This window comes from Lachnoanaerobaculum sp. ICM7 (assembly GCF_000287675.1).
GTDB lineage: Bacteria > Bacillota > Clostridia > Lachnospirales > Lachnospiraceae > Lachnoanaerobaculum.
In genome coordinates, this window is record NZ_ALJL01000013.1 from 26,233 (window position 1) to 42,504 (window position 16,272).

Below are 16,272 nucleotides of genomic sequence, written 5' to 3' on the forward strand. Positions count from 1 at the left end.
GGTATTTTGCGAAAAGCAGATTGAAAATATTGTATTATAAGGAGATTATCATGGGTAGAGTATATAATTTTAGTGCGGGTCCCGCAGTACTTCCTGAAGAGGTTTTAAGAGATGCAGCTGCAGAAATGCTTGATTACAACGGTAGCGGAATGTCCGTTATGGAAATGAGCCATCGTTCCAAGGTATATGAAGAGATAATAGAGGAAGCCGAGAAGGATATAAGAGACCTTTTAAATATCCCTGATAATTATAAAGTGCTTTTCTTACAGGGCGGCGGACATACACAGTTTGCAATGGTTCCTATGAACCTTATGAAGAATAAAAAAGCGGATTACATAATCACAGGACAGTGGGCAAAAAAAGCCTTCCAAGAAGCAAAGATGTACGGCGATGTAGTAGCGGTGGCATCAAGCGAGGATGAGACCTACTCATACATTCCGGATTGCTCAGATTTACCTATAAGAGAAGATGCGGATTATGTATATATTTGCGAGAACAATACAATCTACGGAACAAAGTTTAAAACATTGCCGAACACTAAAGGCAAGGATTTGGTTGCAGATGTATCATCATGCTTTTTATCAGAGCCTATGGATATCAGCAAGTATGCTTTGGTTTGGGGAGGAGTTCAAAAGAATATCGGACCTGCAGGAGTGGTTATTGCAATTATAAGAGATGACCTTGTTACAGATGATGTACTTGAAGGCACACCTTCAATGCTCAGATATAAGATTCATGTGGACAACAAGTCACTTTATAATACACCTCCGACATACAATATTTATATTTGCGGCAAGGTATTTAAATGGATTAAATCTCTTGGTGGACTGGCCGCAATGAAGGAAAGAAATGAAGAGAAGGCAAAGATTCTTTATGATTTTCTTGATTCATCAAAGCTCTTTAAAGGAACTGTAAGAAAAGATGACCGTTCACTTATGAATGTACCTTTTATTACAGGAGACAAAGAACTTGATGCGAAGTTTATCAAAGAGGCTGAGGCAAACGGATTTGTAAACTTAAAAGGCCACAGAAGTGTCGGCGGAATGAGAGCCAGCATTTACAATGCCATGCCGAAGGCAGGCGTAGAAAAGCTGGTAGAGTTTATGAAAAAATTCGAGAAGGAAAATGCATAAGGAGATATTATGAGAAAAATACATTGCTTAAATGCTATTGCAAATGTCGGAACGGATATATTTGACGAAAATTATAAGCTTACAGACAATATTGAAGAAGCGGATGCTATTATGGTAAGATCTGCTGCAATGGGTGACATGGACTTCTCAGAAAATCTTCTTGCTATAGCCAGAGCAGGTGCAGGTGTAAACAATATACCGCTTGAGCGATGTGCAGATGCCGGAATCGTGGTATTTAATACACCGGGAGCAAATGCAAACGGTGTAAAGGAACTTGTAATCTGCGGTATGCTTTTGGCTGCAAGAGATGTAGTCGGAGGTATTGAGTGGACAAGAAGTATTAAAGATTCGGATACTATTGCAAAGGATGTTGAAAAGGGAAAGAAAAATTTTGCAGGTGGTGAGATAAAAGGAAAAAAACTCGGAGTAATAGGACTCGGTGCGATAGGTGCCGAAGTTGCAAATGCCGCAGCCTCACTGGGGCTTGAAGTTTTGGGATACGACCCGTTTATTTCCGTAAATGCCGCATGGAGACTTTCAAGAAAGATAAAGCATATAACAGATATAAATGAAATATTCAAAGAGTGTGATTATATTACATTGCACGTTCCGCTCACAGATGATAACAGGGGCATGATAGGAAAAAATTCAATTCCTCAGATGAAGGACGGAGTTGTGATTTTAAACTTTGCAAGAGACCTGCTTGTAGATGATGATGAGATGGAAAAAGCGCTTGAGAGCGGTAAGGTTGCAAGATATGTTACAGACTTCCCGAACACAAAGTCTGCAAGGATGGAAAAGGCTATAGTTATACCTCATCTAGGTGCTTCCACACAGGAGAGTGAGGACAATTGTGCGGTTATGGCTGCAAATGAACTTGTAGACTATCTTGAGAACGGTAATATAAAAAATTCAGTAAATTTTCCAAGCTGTGATATGGGAGTATGTCAGGTAGAGGGAAGAGTCGCTCTCCTTCATAAAAATATCCCAAATATGATAGGTCAAATTACTTCAGCATTTGCAAAGAACGGATATAATATTTCTGATCTTACAAATAAATCAAAGGGCTCAAAGGCATATACCCTTATAGATATAGAAAACAAGGCAAGCGAAAGTCTTATAAATGAGTTAAATGCTATTGAAGGTATTTTAAAGGTAAGAGTTATAAAATAATAATTTAAAAAACGGTAAAGTCATTTCGACCTTGCCGTTTTTGCTTATTATTGAGATAATAAGAGCTATATGTAATGAGGTATTTATGATAGAATTAACTAATCAAGCAAAACGGAGGGTAAGATGGCGGTAGTAAAATCTTTCAAATGTGTCAGACCGGTTAAGGAACTTGCAGAACAGGTGGCATCTTTGCCATATGATGTATATGACAGAAAAGAAGCAAAGGCGGCGGTATCGGGTAAGCCTTATGCATTTTTAAATATTGACAGACCTGAGACGGCTTTTGACGACAGCTTTGACATGTATTCAAAGGAAGCTTATGAAAAGGCAAAAAATCTCTATGAGGAATTTAAAAACAAGGGCATATATGAGAAGGACAATGAAGACGGCTATTATCTTTATGAGTTGACTATGAACGGAAGAAGCCAAATAGGTATAGTGGGACTTGCGAGTGTAGATGATTATTTAAATGATATTATAAAGAAACATGAGAATACCAGAGAAGAAAAAGAAATCGACAGGATAAAACATGTGGATACTGTAAATGCACAGACCGGACCGATATTTTTGGCATATAAGAAAAATGACGATTTAAAAAAGATAATCTCAGAGAATATATCGGATGCCCCTATATATGATTTTGTGTCGGATGACGGAATAGGCCATAGAGTATGGAAGGTGGATAAAGCCTATAATGAGCAGATAAGAGAATGCTTTGAAAATATAGAGTCTCTGTATATAGCTGACGGACATCACAGAGCCGCTTCCGCTGTAAAGGTGGCTTTAAAGAGAAGACAAAATGAAAACAATCCGAATGCGGAGTACAATTATTTCCTGTCTGTAATATTTGATGAAAGGCAGCTGCATATTTTGCCTTATAACAGAATAGTGCTTGATCTTAACAAAAAAAGCGTGGAAGAAGTTATGAGCCTTATAGCTGAAAATTTTGATGTAACAGAGAGTCCTGTACTTGAAGAGATAGGTGACAGAGGCGAGTTCGGAATGCTTGTTAAGGATAAATTCTATATTTTAAGTGCAAAGAAGAAAGTACTTGATTCGGTATCGGGTGACGTTATAAAGAGTCTTGACGTGTCAATATTGCAGGATTTGGTACTTGAACCCATATTCGGAATAAAAGACCCGAGAACGGATGAAAGAATAAAATTTGCAGGCGGAATAAGAGGAGTAGGATATTTAAAGTCAGAGATAGACAATGACAGAGGCAAGGTTGCATTTTTGATGTATCCTACATCAATGGAGGAGTTATTTGCTGTAGCTGATGAAAATAAGCTTATGCCTCCGAAATCCACATGGTTTGAGCCTAAGCTCAGAAGCGGAATTTTTATACATGAAATTTGATGAAAATTATCATATCATTTTGCCGACAGATAAATATGAGGATATGGTAAGACTTTGGATGCATTCTGACGGAGGTAAGATATTTAGACAGAAGCTTAATGATTTTGCTGGGCAGATGAATGTTCACTTTAATATGGTCAGGATAAAAAAAGTAAAGACTATATGGGGGAGTTGTTCTTCAAAGAAGAATTTGAACTTTAACTTTAAGCTGTTCTTCTTACCTGAGGCATTAATTGACTATGTATTCGTACATGAACTTGCACATCTAAAACATATGAATCATTCCAAAGCTTTTTGGAGTGAGGTGGAAAAGCAGATACCTGATTACAAGAAAAGAAGAGAAGAACTGAAAAGATATATTTGATATGGAGTAAGATATGACAAAAGAGGAATTTTTGGACGGACTGATGAAAGCTCTGGCTTCCACAGGTTCACAATCTCTTATAGCAGAAAATATAAGATTTTATTCATTATATATTGATGATGAGCTGTCAAAGGGAAGAAGCATAGATGAAATCATGGAAGAACTGGGAGAACCGAGGCTTATTGCCAATTCTATAAAGGTTGCAGCCGGATATGACGATGTATTTGTAGGCATTGACAATGAGACATATGAAAATACAGCCTCAAAAACCGGAAACTATGAAGAGAATGAAAACTATAGTGACAGAAAAGATAAAAGCTTTAAAACGTATAATTTTTCAGGTAACAGCCTGATAATACCTATAATTATTGCGATAGCGGTTTTAGTAGTGATTGTAGCTGTGGTTGCTGCGGTATTTTCATTTTTGGCACCTGTATTACTTCCTGTTATAGGAGTACTGCTTTTGGTGGCTTTAATAAAGGGGATTTTCGGAAAAGGAAATTATAAATTCTAAGTTGTTACAAAAGTGTTACAAAAATTAACTTTTGAAATAAAATCGAAATATAAAATTCGGTTGCCAAAATCCGGAATATCTTTGTTATAGTTGATAAAAACAAAAAATATAAATATTTATTTCAAACGAATAATTACTTCTTAACAACTTTGATAGATTTTAAAAACTTCAAAATGGACTTTTATAGGATAAAACTTGTAAGAGATTAACAAATAAAGGTTATAAATACGATGTTTACATGGTATTTATAACCTTTTTGCCATTATAAAAAGGTATAGGAAAAAAATATTAAAGCTTGAATAAAAAGCTTGACATATTCTCTTAGTGAGTTTATACTAAGTTTCGTAACATTTACTTAACAAACATAAATCGTTTGTAATTATTAAAGATTTAAATGCCGGACGGACCGGGTTTAGCATAGAAGAGATTTAAGGAGCCGAAAATGAAGAACACAAAAAGAATTATAATTGGAATATTATCAGCATTGACTATCAGCACAATTTCACCTGTTACATCCTTTGCAACAACATCAGTTAGAAAAGTTGCAAACTTTCATGAGGAAGTGTTGAGAGGACCGGCTCTTAAAAGCGGTACATATATAGTTACAGTACAGGCAAATACACTTGATATATATAAGAGCATGACATCAAACGATACAATCGGTAAGGCAAACAAGGGTGACGTATTCCAGATACTTGAAGATATGGGTGGCGGATACGCAAAAGTTTCATATAATGATGTAGAAGGATATATTTCTATAAAGGATGGAGACACTTCTATAGATGAGATGGATTCAGCGGAAGAGGCTGCCGCTTCAGCAACAAAGAGCATAGTTCAGGCTACAGCTTCAAATAAGAGAGAAGAGATTGCAAACTTTGCAAAGACTTTTGTAGGCGGTAGATATATCTACGGAGGAACAAATCCTTATATAGGCGCAGATTGCTCAGGATTTGTAAAATATATTCTTGCAAATGCTGCAGGTGTTTCACTTCCAAGAACATCTTCAGAGCAGTCAACCAGAGGTACTACAGTTGCAAGTGCAGACCAGCTTCAGCCGGGTGACCTTCTTTTCTACGGTTCAGGCAGATCTGTAAGCCATGTTGCTATGTATATCGGAGACGGTAAGGTGGTACATGCTTCATCTTCAAGAACAGGAATAATTATTTCAAACTATAACTACAGACCTGTAATTCGTATGGCTAATGTTATAGGATAATGTTTGTATAATAAGAACCGGCTACCCATTGTAAAAGGCTTTGGGTAGCTTTTTTCGTCTAAATTTAAGAAAGAGATTCATATTTTTACTAATGTTATTGTAGTATTAACCAATTCTTTGTGTTAAACTATGCTTATGAAAGATAAAAAGAAAGAGTAGGCGAGGAAAGGTTATGATTGAACTTGGTTTAAATGAGAGGGAAGGTCTGTCTGAATTGGCAACAGATGATATATTGGTCAGGCTTGCACTTGCCGGCAAATGCGGAAAAGTATGGATACCGGCCACAGGCACAGCTTCATACTGTGTTATAAAGGTATATCACTATATGTATATAGTAGGAGTTACTCCAAAGAAGGACAGAGCTGTTTCCTTGTGGGGAACTATTGCAAGACATGGAGAAGGAGCCTATATAATTCCAACTTCGGAGTCATGGATAGACTGGCTTGTAGAAAATATAGATTGCAGATATAGAAATTTCTCAAGATATCTTTTAGCTTTTAAAGGTGTTGAGAACAGAGCACTGTTGGAAGAGTTAAACGGGGCGCTTGAGGAAGGTTTGAATATTGATAATGTCAGACCGGATGATTATGATGCCTTGTTAAAGGATATGTGGAGCGAAGATTTCGCCGCATGTTTTGACAACAGAGATGAATTTGCCAAAGATGCGACAGGATATATGGTATATAAAGACGGAGTCGCATTAAGCGGTTGTGCGGGTAGAGCATACGGCGACGAATTTATGGAGCTTGTATTTGCTACAAATCCTGAGTACAGGAGAAGAAATCTTGCTCTGACAGCAGCATCAAATGTATCGCTTTATCTGGACGATGAAAAGATAAATCCCTATATAGATGTTAGAAATCAGCACTCTGTAGAGTTGGCTTCAAGACTTGGATTTGAATTTATAAAAGAATATCAGGTATACCAAATTTATAACACAGAGGATGAAATTTAAGTAAAAAAACTATAGAATATAGGGGTGGCGAAAGTCATCCCTATATTGATGTAAAAAGGTGGTAGTATGGACAAGATAAGCCTTGCAAAACGTCTTAATAATAATAAGAGAGGCTATTTGATAATTAATGCAAATCAGGGAAAGCATAAGATTGCATTGATCGGGGATGTGAAAAATGAGTATGATACTCTTGCGAATTTATCAAGTGAAATTTTAAAGAACTCACTTGTAATCGGATTTGCAGAGACCGCAATAGCGATAGGTGCCTCTCTTGCAAGCAGTGCGGGGGCCTTTTTCATGCAGACAACCAGAGAAAATATATGCGCTCAAAATGAGTATATACATTTTACAGAGGCACACAGTCATGCTATGGAGCAAAGACTGGTACTTGCGGATATGGAAAAGATATATGGTCAGGTAGACAGAATAGTATTTGTTGAAGATGAGATCACCACAGGAAATACTATATGGCATTGTATAGAGGAGATAGAGAGCATATTTAAGGGTGGAAAAAAATATGCCATAGCACCTCTTACAAACACATTGTCAGAGGAAAGAAGAAAATTCTTTAAAGAAAAGAATGTGGATATAGTCTATATAAGAGATATAGATAAAGAAGGCTTTGAAGATGAAGTGGTTGATACTTTGACCAATGGTGATGTGTACACAATCAACTCTACACCAAGGAATGATGATGTAAAAATAATAAATTTCAAGACAGATATCAGGACCAGAAGACTTTTAAATATAAAGGATCTGGATGCAGAGACTGATAGGCTTGGAGAGTTTTTAAAAGAAAAGATTGATCTAAAGAATTTGTTGAAAGATAAAAAGAGTGTCACCGTACTTGGGACTGAAGAATTTATTTATGTCCCGATAAAACTGGCAGAGTATATAGACACTTTTTCAGATGCAGATGTATATGTGCACTCATCCACAAGAAGCCCCATTGAGGTGTCAAGGTTAGAAGATTACCCTCTTCATACCAGATATGAGGTCAGAAGTATATACGATAAAAACAGACAGACCTATATATACGATTTGAAAGAATCGGATGTATTCTTTCTTGTTACAGACGGAAAAGAAGCGGAGGGAGAGGCTGATATCTTGGAGGCAATCAGAATTTCCGGAAATAAAAATATATATTTGATCAGGTGGGATAATGAAGAGTAGTTACAAAGAAAGCGATGTAAATTTTCTCTTAAAGGATGTTACAGGACTTGTAGAGCCATTGCCAAGTTTGGATAGGGAAAAGCTTATACAATCAGGAATGCATTACAGTGAAATGTTGCCGATAGAATATATACCCACCGAGGAATATATGAAAATATATTTTGATTCATTCAAGGTCTTCGGACAGAAAATGGCGGATGCTCTTGCATCTTTGGCAGATAAAGTAATAGAAAAAAGAGGGAAAGATGTAGTTTTAGTCTCTCTGGCAAGAGCCGGTACCCCGATAGGAGTGCTGCTTAAAAGATACATAAAATGGAAGTATGAAACCGATGTGGCACATTATTCGGTTTCCATAATAAGAGACAGAGGCATTGATGACAATGCTATGAAGTATATACTTGCACGTTACAAAGCAAAAGATATCCTGTTTGTTGACGGTTGGATAGGTAAGGGCGCAATACTTAAAGAACTAAAAACAGCCTGTGAAAATTATGAAGGGGTATCTGAGGAACTGGCAGTGGTATCGGATCCTGCAGGTGAAACTGAGTTGGCAGGTACTTATGATGATATCTTTATTCCAAGCTCCGCACTTAATGCTACGGTATGCGGACTGGTCAGCAGAACATTTTTAAGAGATGATATAATCGGTAAAGATGACTTCCACGGTGCTATATACTATAAGGAATATGAAGAAAATGATTTGAGTTATCATTTCATTGACAATATAGAAAAGCTCTTTAAAAAAAATGTAAAGGACGAGAGCATTAGAGGAGCAAGAGGAATTATTGAAGTAAAAAAGCAGGCGGAAAAATACGGTATAAAGGATATAAATCTTATAAAACCGGGCATAGGTGAGACTACCAGAGTGCTTCTTAGAAGAGTTCCGTGGAAGATACTTATAGATGAAAGATATAAAGATGATAAAGAACTTAGACATATAATAAAGCTTGCCGGTGAAAGAGAAAGTGAAATAGAATATACATGCTTAAATAATTATAAATGCATGGGAATAATAAAGAAAATGAAGGACATTTAAAAAATGTGTGAGTTGGAAAGACTCACACATTTTTAATATTTTTTTACACCGAAGTACTGCGCAAGTAAGATAACTTCCATCGCCCAACTGTAATGAATCTTCGGCTCATTTATTCTGGTATTGTTAACATTGGGACAGGAACGATACATTTTCTTGTCATCAAGTACACTTAAAGCATCATCATAGTCAATACTGGGAACTTTATAGGCATCGTTTACCACAAGTATCTGTTTCGGATGCACAACCGTTTTACCGACAAAACCGTTTAATTTATCAAGCTCAATTTCCTTTCCCAGACCTTCCTGCCAGCCGATACCGGCATAGTATTCATAGGCAGGTGCCGATATTATATAATCACTTGAAAGAGCTGAAATAATGTCGGACAGAAGTCCTGCAACCGGACCGCTTTGATATATGCTCTCATCAACTCTGTGCCTGACGCAGAGTATATTGAGTATACTGCCTGCCGCAACCAGAATATTTAAAACATAGTCCTCATAGGTGGCAAGTTTTTCTTTAATTGCATACAGATAATTATATCTGTTTCGAAGGTCAAGAAGTGATACGCAATCAAGCTCAGGTAATATATACACAGGAGTGGAAAGAACCGAATTTATTCTTTGCATTTCATAAATATATATATCGGCATTTGATACGGAAAAATCGGGTAAAATAAAGCCGGTAATCATATCCAGTAAGCTGCCGAATTTTTTATATAAATGGGCTATATGTGAGGTGGAAAGCACTTTTATAAACAGTTTGGGTATATAGAATTCTCTCTCTTTTTTTGAAACAAACAGTTTATCCAAGGTCTTTATAAGTAAATTCTCAGCTTTATCCGCTTCGGCATCATTGCTTGCCATGTCAAATGAAAAAGCTAAAGAAAATGGAATATTAAATCTTTCAAACATTATATCGTCTATAATACCCGTGTTATTTGCATCGGTATAAAGCAGTGCGCCCACGCTATAGTAAATACTGGAATCTTTCATGACTAACCCCTGTCAAAAAATATTGAATATAGGCTTATATTTTTCGCTAATATTGATATAATTATACCATATAATATATAATAAAAGAAAGACAGATTTTAATGGAGCAAGTATGCCAAAATACAGATTGAATCCTATAAATATAAACAGTATTACAGAGTTTGGAAGAGTAAGGGGTAACAGAGCAGGTGAAATAAGAAACACCTACATGGTAAAGTTTACAGGTGCAAATGCAAATACAAATAAGGAAATAAATGAATTAAGAAAATATTTGAAATCTGAGATGAAGCAGGGAAGGATATACTATAAATATCTTGACTCGCCGGATATAAAGGGTGATTGTATGGAGCAAAAGAGGGCTTATGAAGCTTTTATATCCACATGTCATTTTGATACGGCTTTAGTAAGACAAAATAATATAAGCGAAGATGAGCTTATAGAAGCGGTAAAGGAAATGCAAAAACTCCTGCAAAAGTACAAGAAGAATATTTCTGATACAATAGAAAAAAATATAATGGTAAAGCTCTTATATTGGCTTGAAAATAATTTTTCAGATATCAAAATAAACGGAGATAAGAATATAAAGGTAGTAGCGGAGAATATACAAAAGGAATCGGAAATCTATTTTTTTATTTTTCTTAATTTACTCGGTATGGATGTATGCCTGCTGCAGTACTCAAAAGATATCTCTGTAATGGATGAATATTATTACACAAAAAAACTTGGTGATTTTTATGACGGCAAGATGATATATGAACCGGATGAACCTACACAAAATCATCAGATACAACAGCCTGCCGATACCGGAGCAAACGGAATGAATGCAGCACCGGTAAATACCGGAGGCGAAAGAAAAACGGTTACCATAAGTCTGGAATCCACCAGAAGAAAAGACAGAGATTCTAAAACTAAAGCGGTTAGTGTTTCACCTGCAGTCGCACCGGTTAACAATCAGCCGAATACAGGTACAAGGTCTTCGGGGAGCGCTCAGATACCGGCGGTAAATGTGAGCAGAGATAGAGAGTTAAGCTATGTGGAGCTTGCAAGACTGTCAACATCAATTGTAATGATAGCTGTATTTGACAACCGTAAGAAGCTTCTTGGTACAGGCTCGGGTATAATGATCGGAAGAGACGGTTTTATACTTACCAATAATCATGTTATAAGAGGCGGATATTATTTTGAGGTAAGAATAGAAGATGATGAGAGAATATATGAGACAAATGAGGTTATAAAATATCATAATCATCTGGACTTGGCAATAATAAGAATTTCAAGAGTGTTAAATCCGTTGAGGCTGTATAGCGGAAAAGAAAGTCTTGTAAGAGGGCAAAAGGTAGTGGCAATAGGAAGTCCTCTGGGTCTTTTTAATTCGGTTTCAGACGGTATTATATCAGGCTTTAGAAATATAGATAATGTGGATATGATACAGTTCAGTGCACCTACATCGCCGGGGTCATCAGGAGGAGCGGTACTGAACATGTACGGAGAGGTAATTGGCATAAGCACTTCAGGTTTCAGTGAGGGGCAAAATATAAATCTGGCTGTACCGTATGATGCAGTATATAATTTTACGAAGAGCTTTATAAGATAAGAAAAGTTTTGACTTGAAAGGGGATGAATGCATGTTATTGCATCAGAAGATAAAAGGGCTTGAAGACTTTTTTAAAAGGCAAAGTGAAAGAAAGCCGAAGGGAGTATATTTTTACAGAGTAAATTCCTATGATGAAACAATACTTGAATTTATCAGAAAATACTATGAATTGGCCAAGAGAGAAGGGGCAATCATAGATAAAAATATAGAAAATCCTACTGCGGACAATATAGCATATTTTAATGAAATAATCGGAGATAAATATGTTCACGGACCGGGATTTATGGCGGAGGCTTTAAAAAAATGGCTTCCGAGAATTAAAGATTATCAGAGGGCATCCATAGCCGACGGAATCTATGATACCTTGGAAGTTTTAAGGCGTCAGGGTAAGAATATAGATATCTTGAAGAATAATTTTATAAGGATAATGTGCTGGCTCTACTATAATTTTTACAATATTATGGAAAAACTCGGAAACGACGATGTACCTAAGATTATATTCTGGGGGAATGTAAATTTTTCAGAGCTGTCAACTTTAAAAATACTTTCAAATGCCGGTGCGGATATTATTCTGGTTCAACCGGGCGGTGATTCAAAGTATATGGCAATAGATCCGAAGTCCGAATACTCTATAGATTTGGGAATGGGAAGTGAGAGCTTTCCGGCAGGATTTGATTTGCAGTGGCTTTTAAAGCAGTATGAGGAAGATAAAAGTAAAAAGCTTTTGTACAGCAATAAATCAAATGCCGTTGCCAATACAAATGCATGGCTTAGCGGAGATCTCTTTGAGGATCTAAAGAATACAAGAAGAGGCGAAAATACAAGGTTTTTCTACAATATGTTTGCAAGAATAAACGGTTGTGACAATAGAAACACCTATGTAAACAATCTGTATTTGCTGTATCAGGATTTGAAAAAATCAAACAGAAGCATAAAGGTGATAAACAATAAAATCACAAATCCGAGTGTGGACGAGATTTCAAAAATAAAAAGAGGCAATTATGCCAATGAAAATCAGCTTATAACGGATCTGAAGAAAAATATCAATCTAAAGAGCAATACCTTTGTGGATGTGGCAAGGGATGCCTTTGTGGATACCATGATAGAGACAGGTAAACTGATGAATATGGATCTCAATAAAATGATGAATAAGGGAATATATATTCTATGCTGGTTCCAAAGATATATACCGGATCTGCTTGGAAATACCGATATTCATTCACCTGCTCCCATACTTATATACTTCGGAAATGTGGAAACCGATACGGAGAGTCTGTTCTTAAATATGGCGGCAAAGTTGCCGATAGATGTAATTATCTTTAATCCGGAAAAGAAAGAGGATAAGCTTACCGGAGAAAGATTATATGAGGTACATTTTGAAGAGACTTTGAAAGTAAATGAATATCCTACAGACGGAAACAATCTTTCAATGGGTACAATGGCATATAATGCCGAAAGAGATCTGGATACTATGATGTATTCGGATACCGGAATGTACAGAGATATGCAATTTTCCAAGGCCAATATTATAAAACTTTCAACTACTTATGAAGAAATAGGTATTTATTGGAAGCAGGAGGCGAGGTTTAGACCGAATTTTTCCACAGTCGATGATGTTGTAAATATTCCTGTAATGTTTGCCAAGATATCAGGTGTGGCAAACTCGGATACGGATACATATTTTAAAAATATTAAAGATCTTCTGACAGATACGACATTGATATATAAGAATGAAAATATTTATGATAGAAACTGCACTGTGGCAGCCGGTGTACCGTCTTTTTTTAAGAACGGAAGACTTGACAGAGAGGGCATAAAGCATTCACAAATCTACAAATACGACTATTTAAGAGCTGAGACTCAGGATTATATTCTTGATAAATTATCGGAGCTTTTAAGAAGGAAGACTATAGCGGGAACAGGACAAAATGGTACAGAATACAAGATAATTACAATTGTTTTAGATTTACCTAAGGAAATTTTAAGATTTATACAAAGCTTTGATTTTACAAAATGTCCGCCAAAGCTTATAATAGTAAATACAACGGAAACAGTTATTTCGTTGGAAGACAGCATAATTGTTGCTTTTTTGAATCTGATAGGATTTGATATAGTATTTTTTATACCTACGGGATATGACAATGTAAATAAATACTTTAACAATCAGATAATGGAAGAGCATATAATCGGCAATTATCTTTATGATATAGCCATACCGGATTTCAATAGACTGAGGTCTGTGAAGGAAAAGAAAAAATCGTTTTTTTCAAGACTTTTTGGTTAATGAAAACTAATATTGAGCCTTTGTGACATTTTGGAACAGGGCATAGGAGGAAAGATGGGACTTGATTTTTCAAAAGCAAAAACCGTAGAAGCTGAAGCGGTGACAAGTGATGTTGCAGAGAATGAAGCATTACCTACCGTTCAAACCTTTGATATTGCAGTAGAGTCTGCAAAAATCAAGAATGAATTGGCGGATTCGGCAGAGGTTGATGCACTTGTAAGCAAGATAGAACTTGACAATCTTGACAGTATTGTTACATTTGGTGGCGAGGTTGCTACAGAGATATCAAAATCTTCAGATTTGGTACTCAACAGTATGAACATCGCTCAGATTGAAGAAACTTCAAAGATGTTGGGTGTCCTTACCAATATCATGAGCAAATTCGATATTGAAGAGATCAAACAGGAACCGGGTCTTTTTGACAAACTATTCGGCGGTATAAAAAAGCAGCTGGATAAGATAATGACAAAATATCAGACCATGGGCGGTGAGATTGACAAGGTGTATGTGGAGCTTAAGGGCTATGAGGGTGAGATCAAAGAGACCAATAAAAAGCTCAATACCATGTTTGAATCAAATGTAAATTATTATCATGATCTTTTAAAATATATCATGGCAGGTGAGCAGGGATGTAAGGAACTGGAAGGTGCTATAGCAGAGAGAACTGCCGAGATGGAGCGTACAGGTGATAAGTCAATGCAATTTGAGCTTACAACTCTCAACAATGCACTTATGATGCTTGAGCAAAGAACACAGGACTTAAGAGTGGCTGAGAATGTAGCTATGCAGACTATTCCTATGTTAAAGACTATGGAGTTCAGTAATATAAATCTTATAAGAAAGATAAATTCGGCTTTTATTATTACATTGCCTATCTTTAAGCAGAGTCTTGCACAGGCTATTATGCTCAAACGTCAGAGATTACAGGCTGAGGCATTATCTGAGCTTGATAAAAAGACCAATGAAATGATATTAAAGAATGCCACAAATACTGTTGAGCAGGCAAAGCTTACAGCTCAGATGGCTTCAGGAAGTTCTATAAAGGTGGATACTTTGGAGAAGTCTTGGAGAACTATTGTAAACGGTATCGAAGAAACAAAGAGAATTCAGGACGATGCCAGAAGACAAAGAGTTGAAGATAAAGCTAAACTTGAAAATATTAAAAACGAATTTTATAAGAAATTCGGTGTATAATAAAGGAGGATTTTATGCCAATAAATTTATCTAAAGGACAAAAAGTAGATCTTACAAAGACAAATCCGGGACTTAAGAAAGTTATCGTAGGTCTTGGATGGGATGTAAATGCATTTGATTCAGGTGCGGACTTTGACCTGGATGCTGCGGCATTCATGGTAGATGCAGGTGGAAAATGCCCTACAGAAAAAGATTTTATTTTCTACGGTAACTTGGCTCATCCGTCAGAGAGTGTTACTCATATGGGTGATAACCTTACAGGAGAAGGTGACGGTGATGATGAGCAGATTAAGATCGATCTTTCAAAGGTACCTGCAAATATTGAGAAGATTGCATTTACAGTTACTATATATGATGCGGATTCAAGAAGACAGAACTTCGGTCAGGTTTCAAATGCTTATATCAGAATTTTAGATGAAGTGACCGGCGCTGAAATCATCAGATATGACCTTGGTGAGGATTTCTCTATCGAAACAGCGGTAGTTGTAGGTGAGCTTTACAAGCATGCGGGCGAGTGGAAGTTCAATGCTATTGGAAGCGGATTCGGTGGCGGACTTGCCGCACTTTGCAATCATTACGGTATAGCGGTAGCTTAAGCCCTATACGCAGACATTAGGAGGATATATGTCTATCAGTTTACAAAAAGGACAAAAGGTAAGCCTGTCAAAGGAGAATGCAGGTTTAAAGAGAATAGTAGTCGGACTCGGATGGGATGAGGCCCCAAAGGGAGGAGGAGGATTTTTATCATCACTCTTTGGCAGCGGTCAAAGCCAGGAAGGCAATATAGACTGTGACGCATCAGCTTTTCTTTTACAGGGAGGCAAGATAGTAAATAAAGGTGATGTGGTTTATTACGGAAACCTTCGCCACTCTTCAGGCACCGTTATGCATATGGGTGATAACCTGACAGGTGCGGGTGACGGGGACGACGAGCAGATAACTATCGATCTTGAAAACATACCTGCAGCTTATGACAGAATCGTTATTGTTGTAAATATTTATCAGGCGGTACAGAGACGTCAAGAATTTGGAATGATCAGAAATGCATTTATAAGACTTGTAGATGCTTCAACCAATAAAGAGATTCTTAAGTACAATCTTACAGAAAATTATTCAGGAATGACTGCAATGATCTTCGGTGAGGTATACAGACATAATGGTGAATGGAAGTTCTCAGCTGTAGGACAGGGAACCACAGATCCGGGTCTTGGGGAATTGGCAAGTAGATATATGTAATAAATATTACGGGAGAGAGCGGCTGCTTTCTCCCCAAAATTTTGAAAGA

The 16,272-nt window shown here is 36.8% G+C and carries 15 protein-coding genes; 14 read left to right on the top strand and 1 reads right to left on the bottom strand.

All coding sequences use genetic code 11. The features are described from left to right. Window positions 1–50 precede the first annotated feature (50 nt). The 9 genes from serC (at window position 51) to HMPREF1140_RS02065 (ending at window position 8,923) form a co-directional block, all read left to right on the top strand. Complete coding sequence (serC, locus tag HMPREF1140_RS02025) at window positions 51–1,133, top strand: 3-phosphoserine/phosphohydroxythreonine transaminase (RefSeq protein ID WP_009662280.1); 1,083 nt, start codon at window positions 51–53, stop codon at window positions 1,131–1,133. A gap of 9 nt (window positions 1,134–1,142) precedes the next feature. Beyond that, window positions 1,143–2,306: a phosphoglycerate dehydrogenase gene (locus tag HMPREF1140_RS02030; protein ID WP_009662240.1), complete on the top strand. Its 1,164-nt coding sequence runs from the start codon at window positions 1,143–1,145 to the stop codon at window positions 2,304–2,306. A gap of 123 nt (window positions 2,307–2,429) precedes the next feature. Further along, entirely contained in the window at window positions 2,430–3,665 is a 1,236-nt protein-coding gene (locus HMPREF1140_RS02035; RefSeq protein WP_009662277.1) for a DUF1015 domain-containing protein, read from the top strand. Further along, window positions 3,655–4,029, top strand: coding sequence for a M48 metallopeptidase family protein (locus HMPREF1140_RS02040; protein WP_009662234.1), 375 nt, complete (start codon window positions 3,655–3,657; stop codon window positions 4,027–4,029). Before HMPREF1140_RS02035 ends, HMPREF1140_RS02040 begins: the two co-directional genes overlap by 11 nt. Before the next feature lie 13 nt (window positions 4,030–4,042). Beyond that, window positions 4,043–4,543: an HAAS signaling domain-containing protein gene (locus HMPREF1140_RS02045; protein WP_009662252.1), complete on the top strand. Its 501-nt coding sequence runs from the start codon at window positions 4,043–4,045 to the stop codon at window positions 4,541–4,543. A 442-nt stretch (window positions 4,544–4,985) separates the two neighbouring features. Beyond that, window positions 4,986–5,759: a C40 family peptidase gene (locus tag HMPREF1140_RS02050; RefSeq protein WP_009662281.1), complete on the top strand. Its 774-nt coding sequence runs from the start codon at window positions 4,986–4,988 to the stop codon at window positions 5,757–5,759. 172 nt (window positions 5,760–5,931) lie between these two features. Next, on the top strand, window positions 5,932–6,714 hold the full coding sequence (locus HMPREF1140_RS02055) for a GNAT family N-acetyltransferase (RefSeq protein WP_009662246.1): 783 nt from the start codon (window positions 5,932–5,934) through the stop codon (window positions 6,712–6,714). Window positions 6,715–6,780: 66 nt separating this feature from the next. Continuing rightward, the gene (locus HMPREF1140_RS02060) at window positions 6,781–7,887 is read left to right on the top strand and encodes a phosphoribosyltransferase domain-containing protein (RefSeq protein ID WP_009662250.1); all 1,107 of its coding nucleotides are present in this window, start codon (window positions 6,781–6,783) and stop codon (window positions 7,885–7,887) included. Next, a complete protein-coding gene (locus HMPREF1140_RS02065; RefSeq protein WP_009662262.1) occupies window positions 7,877–8,923 on the top strand; it encodes a cysteine protease StiP family protein in 1,047 nt (348 codons plus the stop codon). The genes HMPREF1140_RS02060 and HMPREF1140_RS02065 overlap by 11 nt, the downstream gene beginning before the upstream one ends. A gap of 32 nt (window positions 8,924–8,955) precedes the next feature. Here the strand turns inward: HMPREF1140_RS02065 and HMPREF1140_RS02070 are convergent, their stop codons facing one another. Beyond that, window positions 8,956–9,915: an HpcH/HpaI aldolase/citrate lyase family protein gene (locus tag HMPREF1140_RS02070; protein ID WP_009662258.1), complete on the bottom strand. Its 960-nt coding sequence runs from the start codon at window positions 9,913–9,915 to the stop codon at window positions 8,956–8,958. A gap of 112 nt (window positions 9,916–10,027) precedes the next feature. Here HMPREF1140_RS02070 and HMPREF1140_RS02075 point away from each other — a divergent pair, with 112 nt between their 5' ends. From HMPREF1140_RS02075 to HMPREF1140_RS02095, 5 genes are read left to right on the top strand one after another with little or no spacing between them, the layout of a single operon-like run. Then, window positions 10,028–11,509, top strand: a complete 1,482-nt coding sequence (locus HMPREF1140_RS02075; RefSeq protein ID WP_009662238.1) for a S1C family serine protease — start codon at window positions 10,028–10,030, stop codon at window positions 11,507–11,509. Window positions 11,510–11,540: 31 nt separating this feature from the next. Beyond that, window positions 11,541–13,793 carry a YceG family protein gene (locus HMPREF1140_RS02080; protein WP_009662274.1) on the top strand — a complete coding sequence of 751 codons (2,253 nt, stop codon included), beginning with the start codon at window positions 11,541–11,543 and terminating at the stop codon, window positions 13,791–13,793. A 54-nt stretch (window positions 13,794–13,847) separates the two neighbouring features. Next, entirely contained in the window at window positions 13,848–14,987 is a 1,140-nt protein-coding gene (locus HMPREF1140_RS02085; protein WP_009662242.1) for a toxic anion resistance protein, read from the top strand. Between the two features lie 14 nt (window positions 14,988–15,001). Next, the gene (locus HMPREF1140_RS02090; protein ID WP_009662259.1) at window positions 15,002–15,583 is read left to right on the top strand and encodes a TerD family protein; all 582 of its coding nucleotides are present in this window, start codon (window positions 15,002–15,004) and stop codon (window positions 15,581–15,583) included. A gap of 28 nt (window positions 15,584–15,611) precedes the next feature. Beyond that, window positions 15,612–16,223 (top strand): TerD family protein, encoded by a 612-nt coding sequence (locus tag HMPREF1140_RS02095; RefSeq protein WP_009662233.1) that lies wholly within the window; start codon window positions 15,612–15,614, stop codon window positions 16,221–16,223. The last annotated feature ends 49 nt before the right edge of the window (window positions 16,224–16,272 follow it).

What these genes read in the sequence shown, in the direction of transcription:
- serC (WP_009662280.1), top strand. Translation starts at nt 51, where the DNA reads ATGGGTAGAGTATATAATTTTAGTGCGGGTCCCGCAGTACTTCCTGAA.
- HMPREF1140_RS02030 (WP_009662240.1), top strand. Translation starts at nt 1,143, where the DNA reads ATGAGAAAAATACATTGCTTAAATGCTATTGCAAATGTCGGAACGGAT.
- HMPREF1140_RS02035 (WP_009662277.1), top strand. Translation starts at nt 2,430, where the DNA reads ATGGCGGTAGTAAAATCTTTCAAATGTGTCAGACCGGTTAAGGAACTT.
- HMPREF1140_RS02040 (WP_009662234.1), top strand. Translation starts at nt 3,655, where the DNA reads ATGAAATTTGATGAAAATTATCATATCATTTTGCCGACAGATAAATAT.
- HMPREF1140_RS02045 (WP_009662252.1), top strand. Translation starts at nt 4,043, where the DNA reads ATGACAAAAGAGGAATTTTTGGACGGACTGATGAAAGCTCTGGCTTCC.
- HMPREF1140_RS02050 (WP_009662281.1), top strand. Translation starts at nt 4,986, where the DNA reads ATGAAGAACACAAAAAGAATTATAATTGGAATATTATCAGCATTGACT.
- HMPREF1140_RS02055 (WP_009662246.1), top strand. Translation starts at nt 5,932, where the DNA reads ATGATTGAACTTGGTTTAAATGAGAGGGAAGGTCTGTCTGAATTGGCA.
- HMPREF1140_RS02060 (WP_009662250.1), top strand. Translation starts at nt 6,781, where the DNA reads ATGGACAAGATAAGCCTTGCAAAACGTCTTAATAATAATAAGAGAGGC.
- HMPREF1140_RS02065 (WP_009662262.1), top strand. Translation starts at nt 7,877, where the DNA reads ATGAAGAGTAGTTACAAAGAAAGCGATGTAAATTTTCTCTTAAAGGAT.
- HMPREF1140_RS02070 (WP_009662258.1), bottom strand. Translation starts at nt 9,915, where the DNA reads ATGAAAGATTCCAGTATTTACTATAGCGTGGGCGCACTGCTTTATACC.
- HMPREF1140_RS02075 (WP_009662238.1), top strand. Translation starts at nt 10,028, where the DNA reads ATGCCAAAATACAGATTGAATCCTATAAATATAAACAGTATTACAGAG.
- HMPREF1140_RS02080 (WP_009662274.1), top strand. Translation starts at nt 11,541, where the DNA reads ATGTTATTGCATCAGAAGATAAAAGGGCTTGAAGACTTTTTTAAAAGG.
- HMPREF1140_RS02085 (WP_009662242.1), top strand. Translation starts at nt 13,848, where the DNA reads ATGGGACTTGATTTTTCAAAAGCAAAAACCGTAGAAGCTGAAGCGGTG.
- HMPREF1140_RS02090 (WP_009662259.1), top strand. Translation starts at nt 15,002, where the DNA reads ATGCCAATAAATTTATCTAAAGGACAAAAAGTAGATCTTACAAAGACA.
- HMPREF1140_RS02095 (WP_009662233.1), top strand. Translation starts at nt 15,612, where the DNA reads ATGTCTATCAGTTTACAAAAAGGACAAAAGGTAAGCCTGTCAAAGGAG.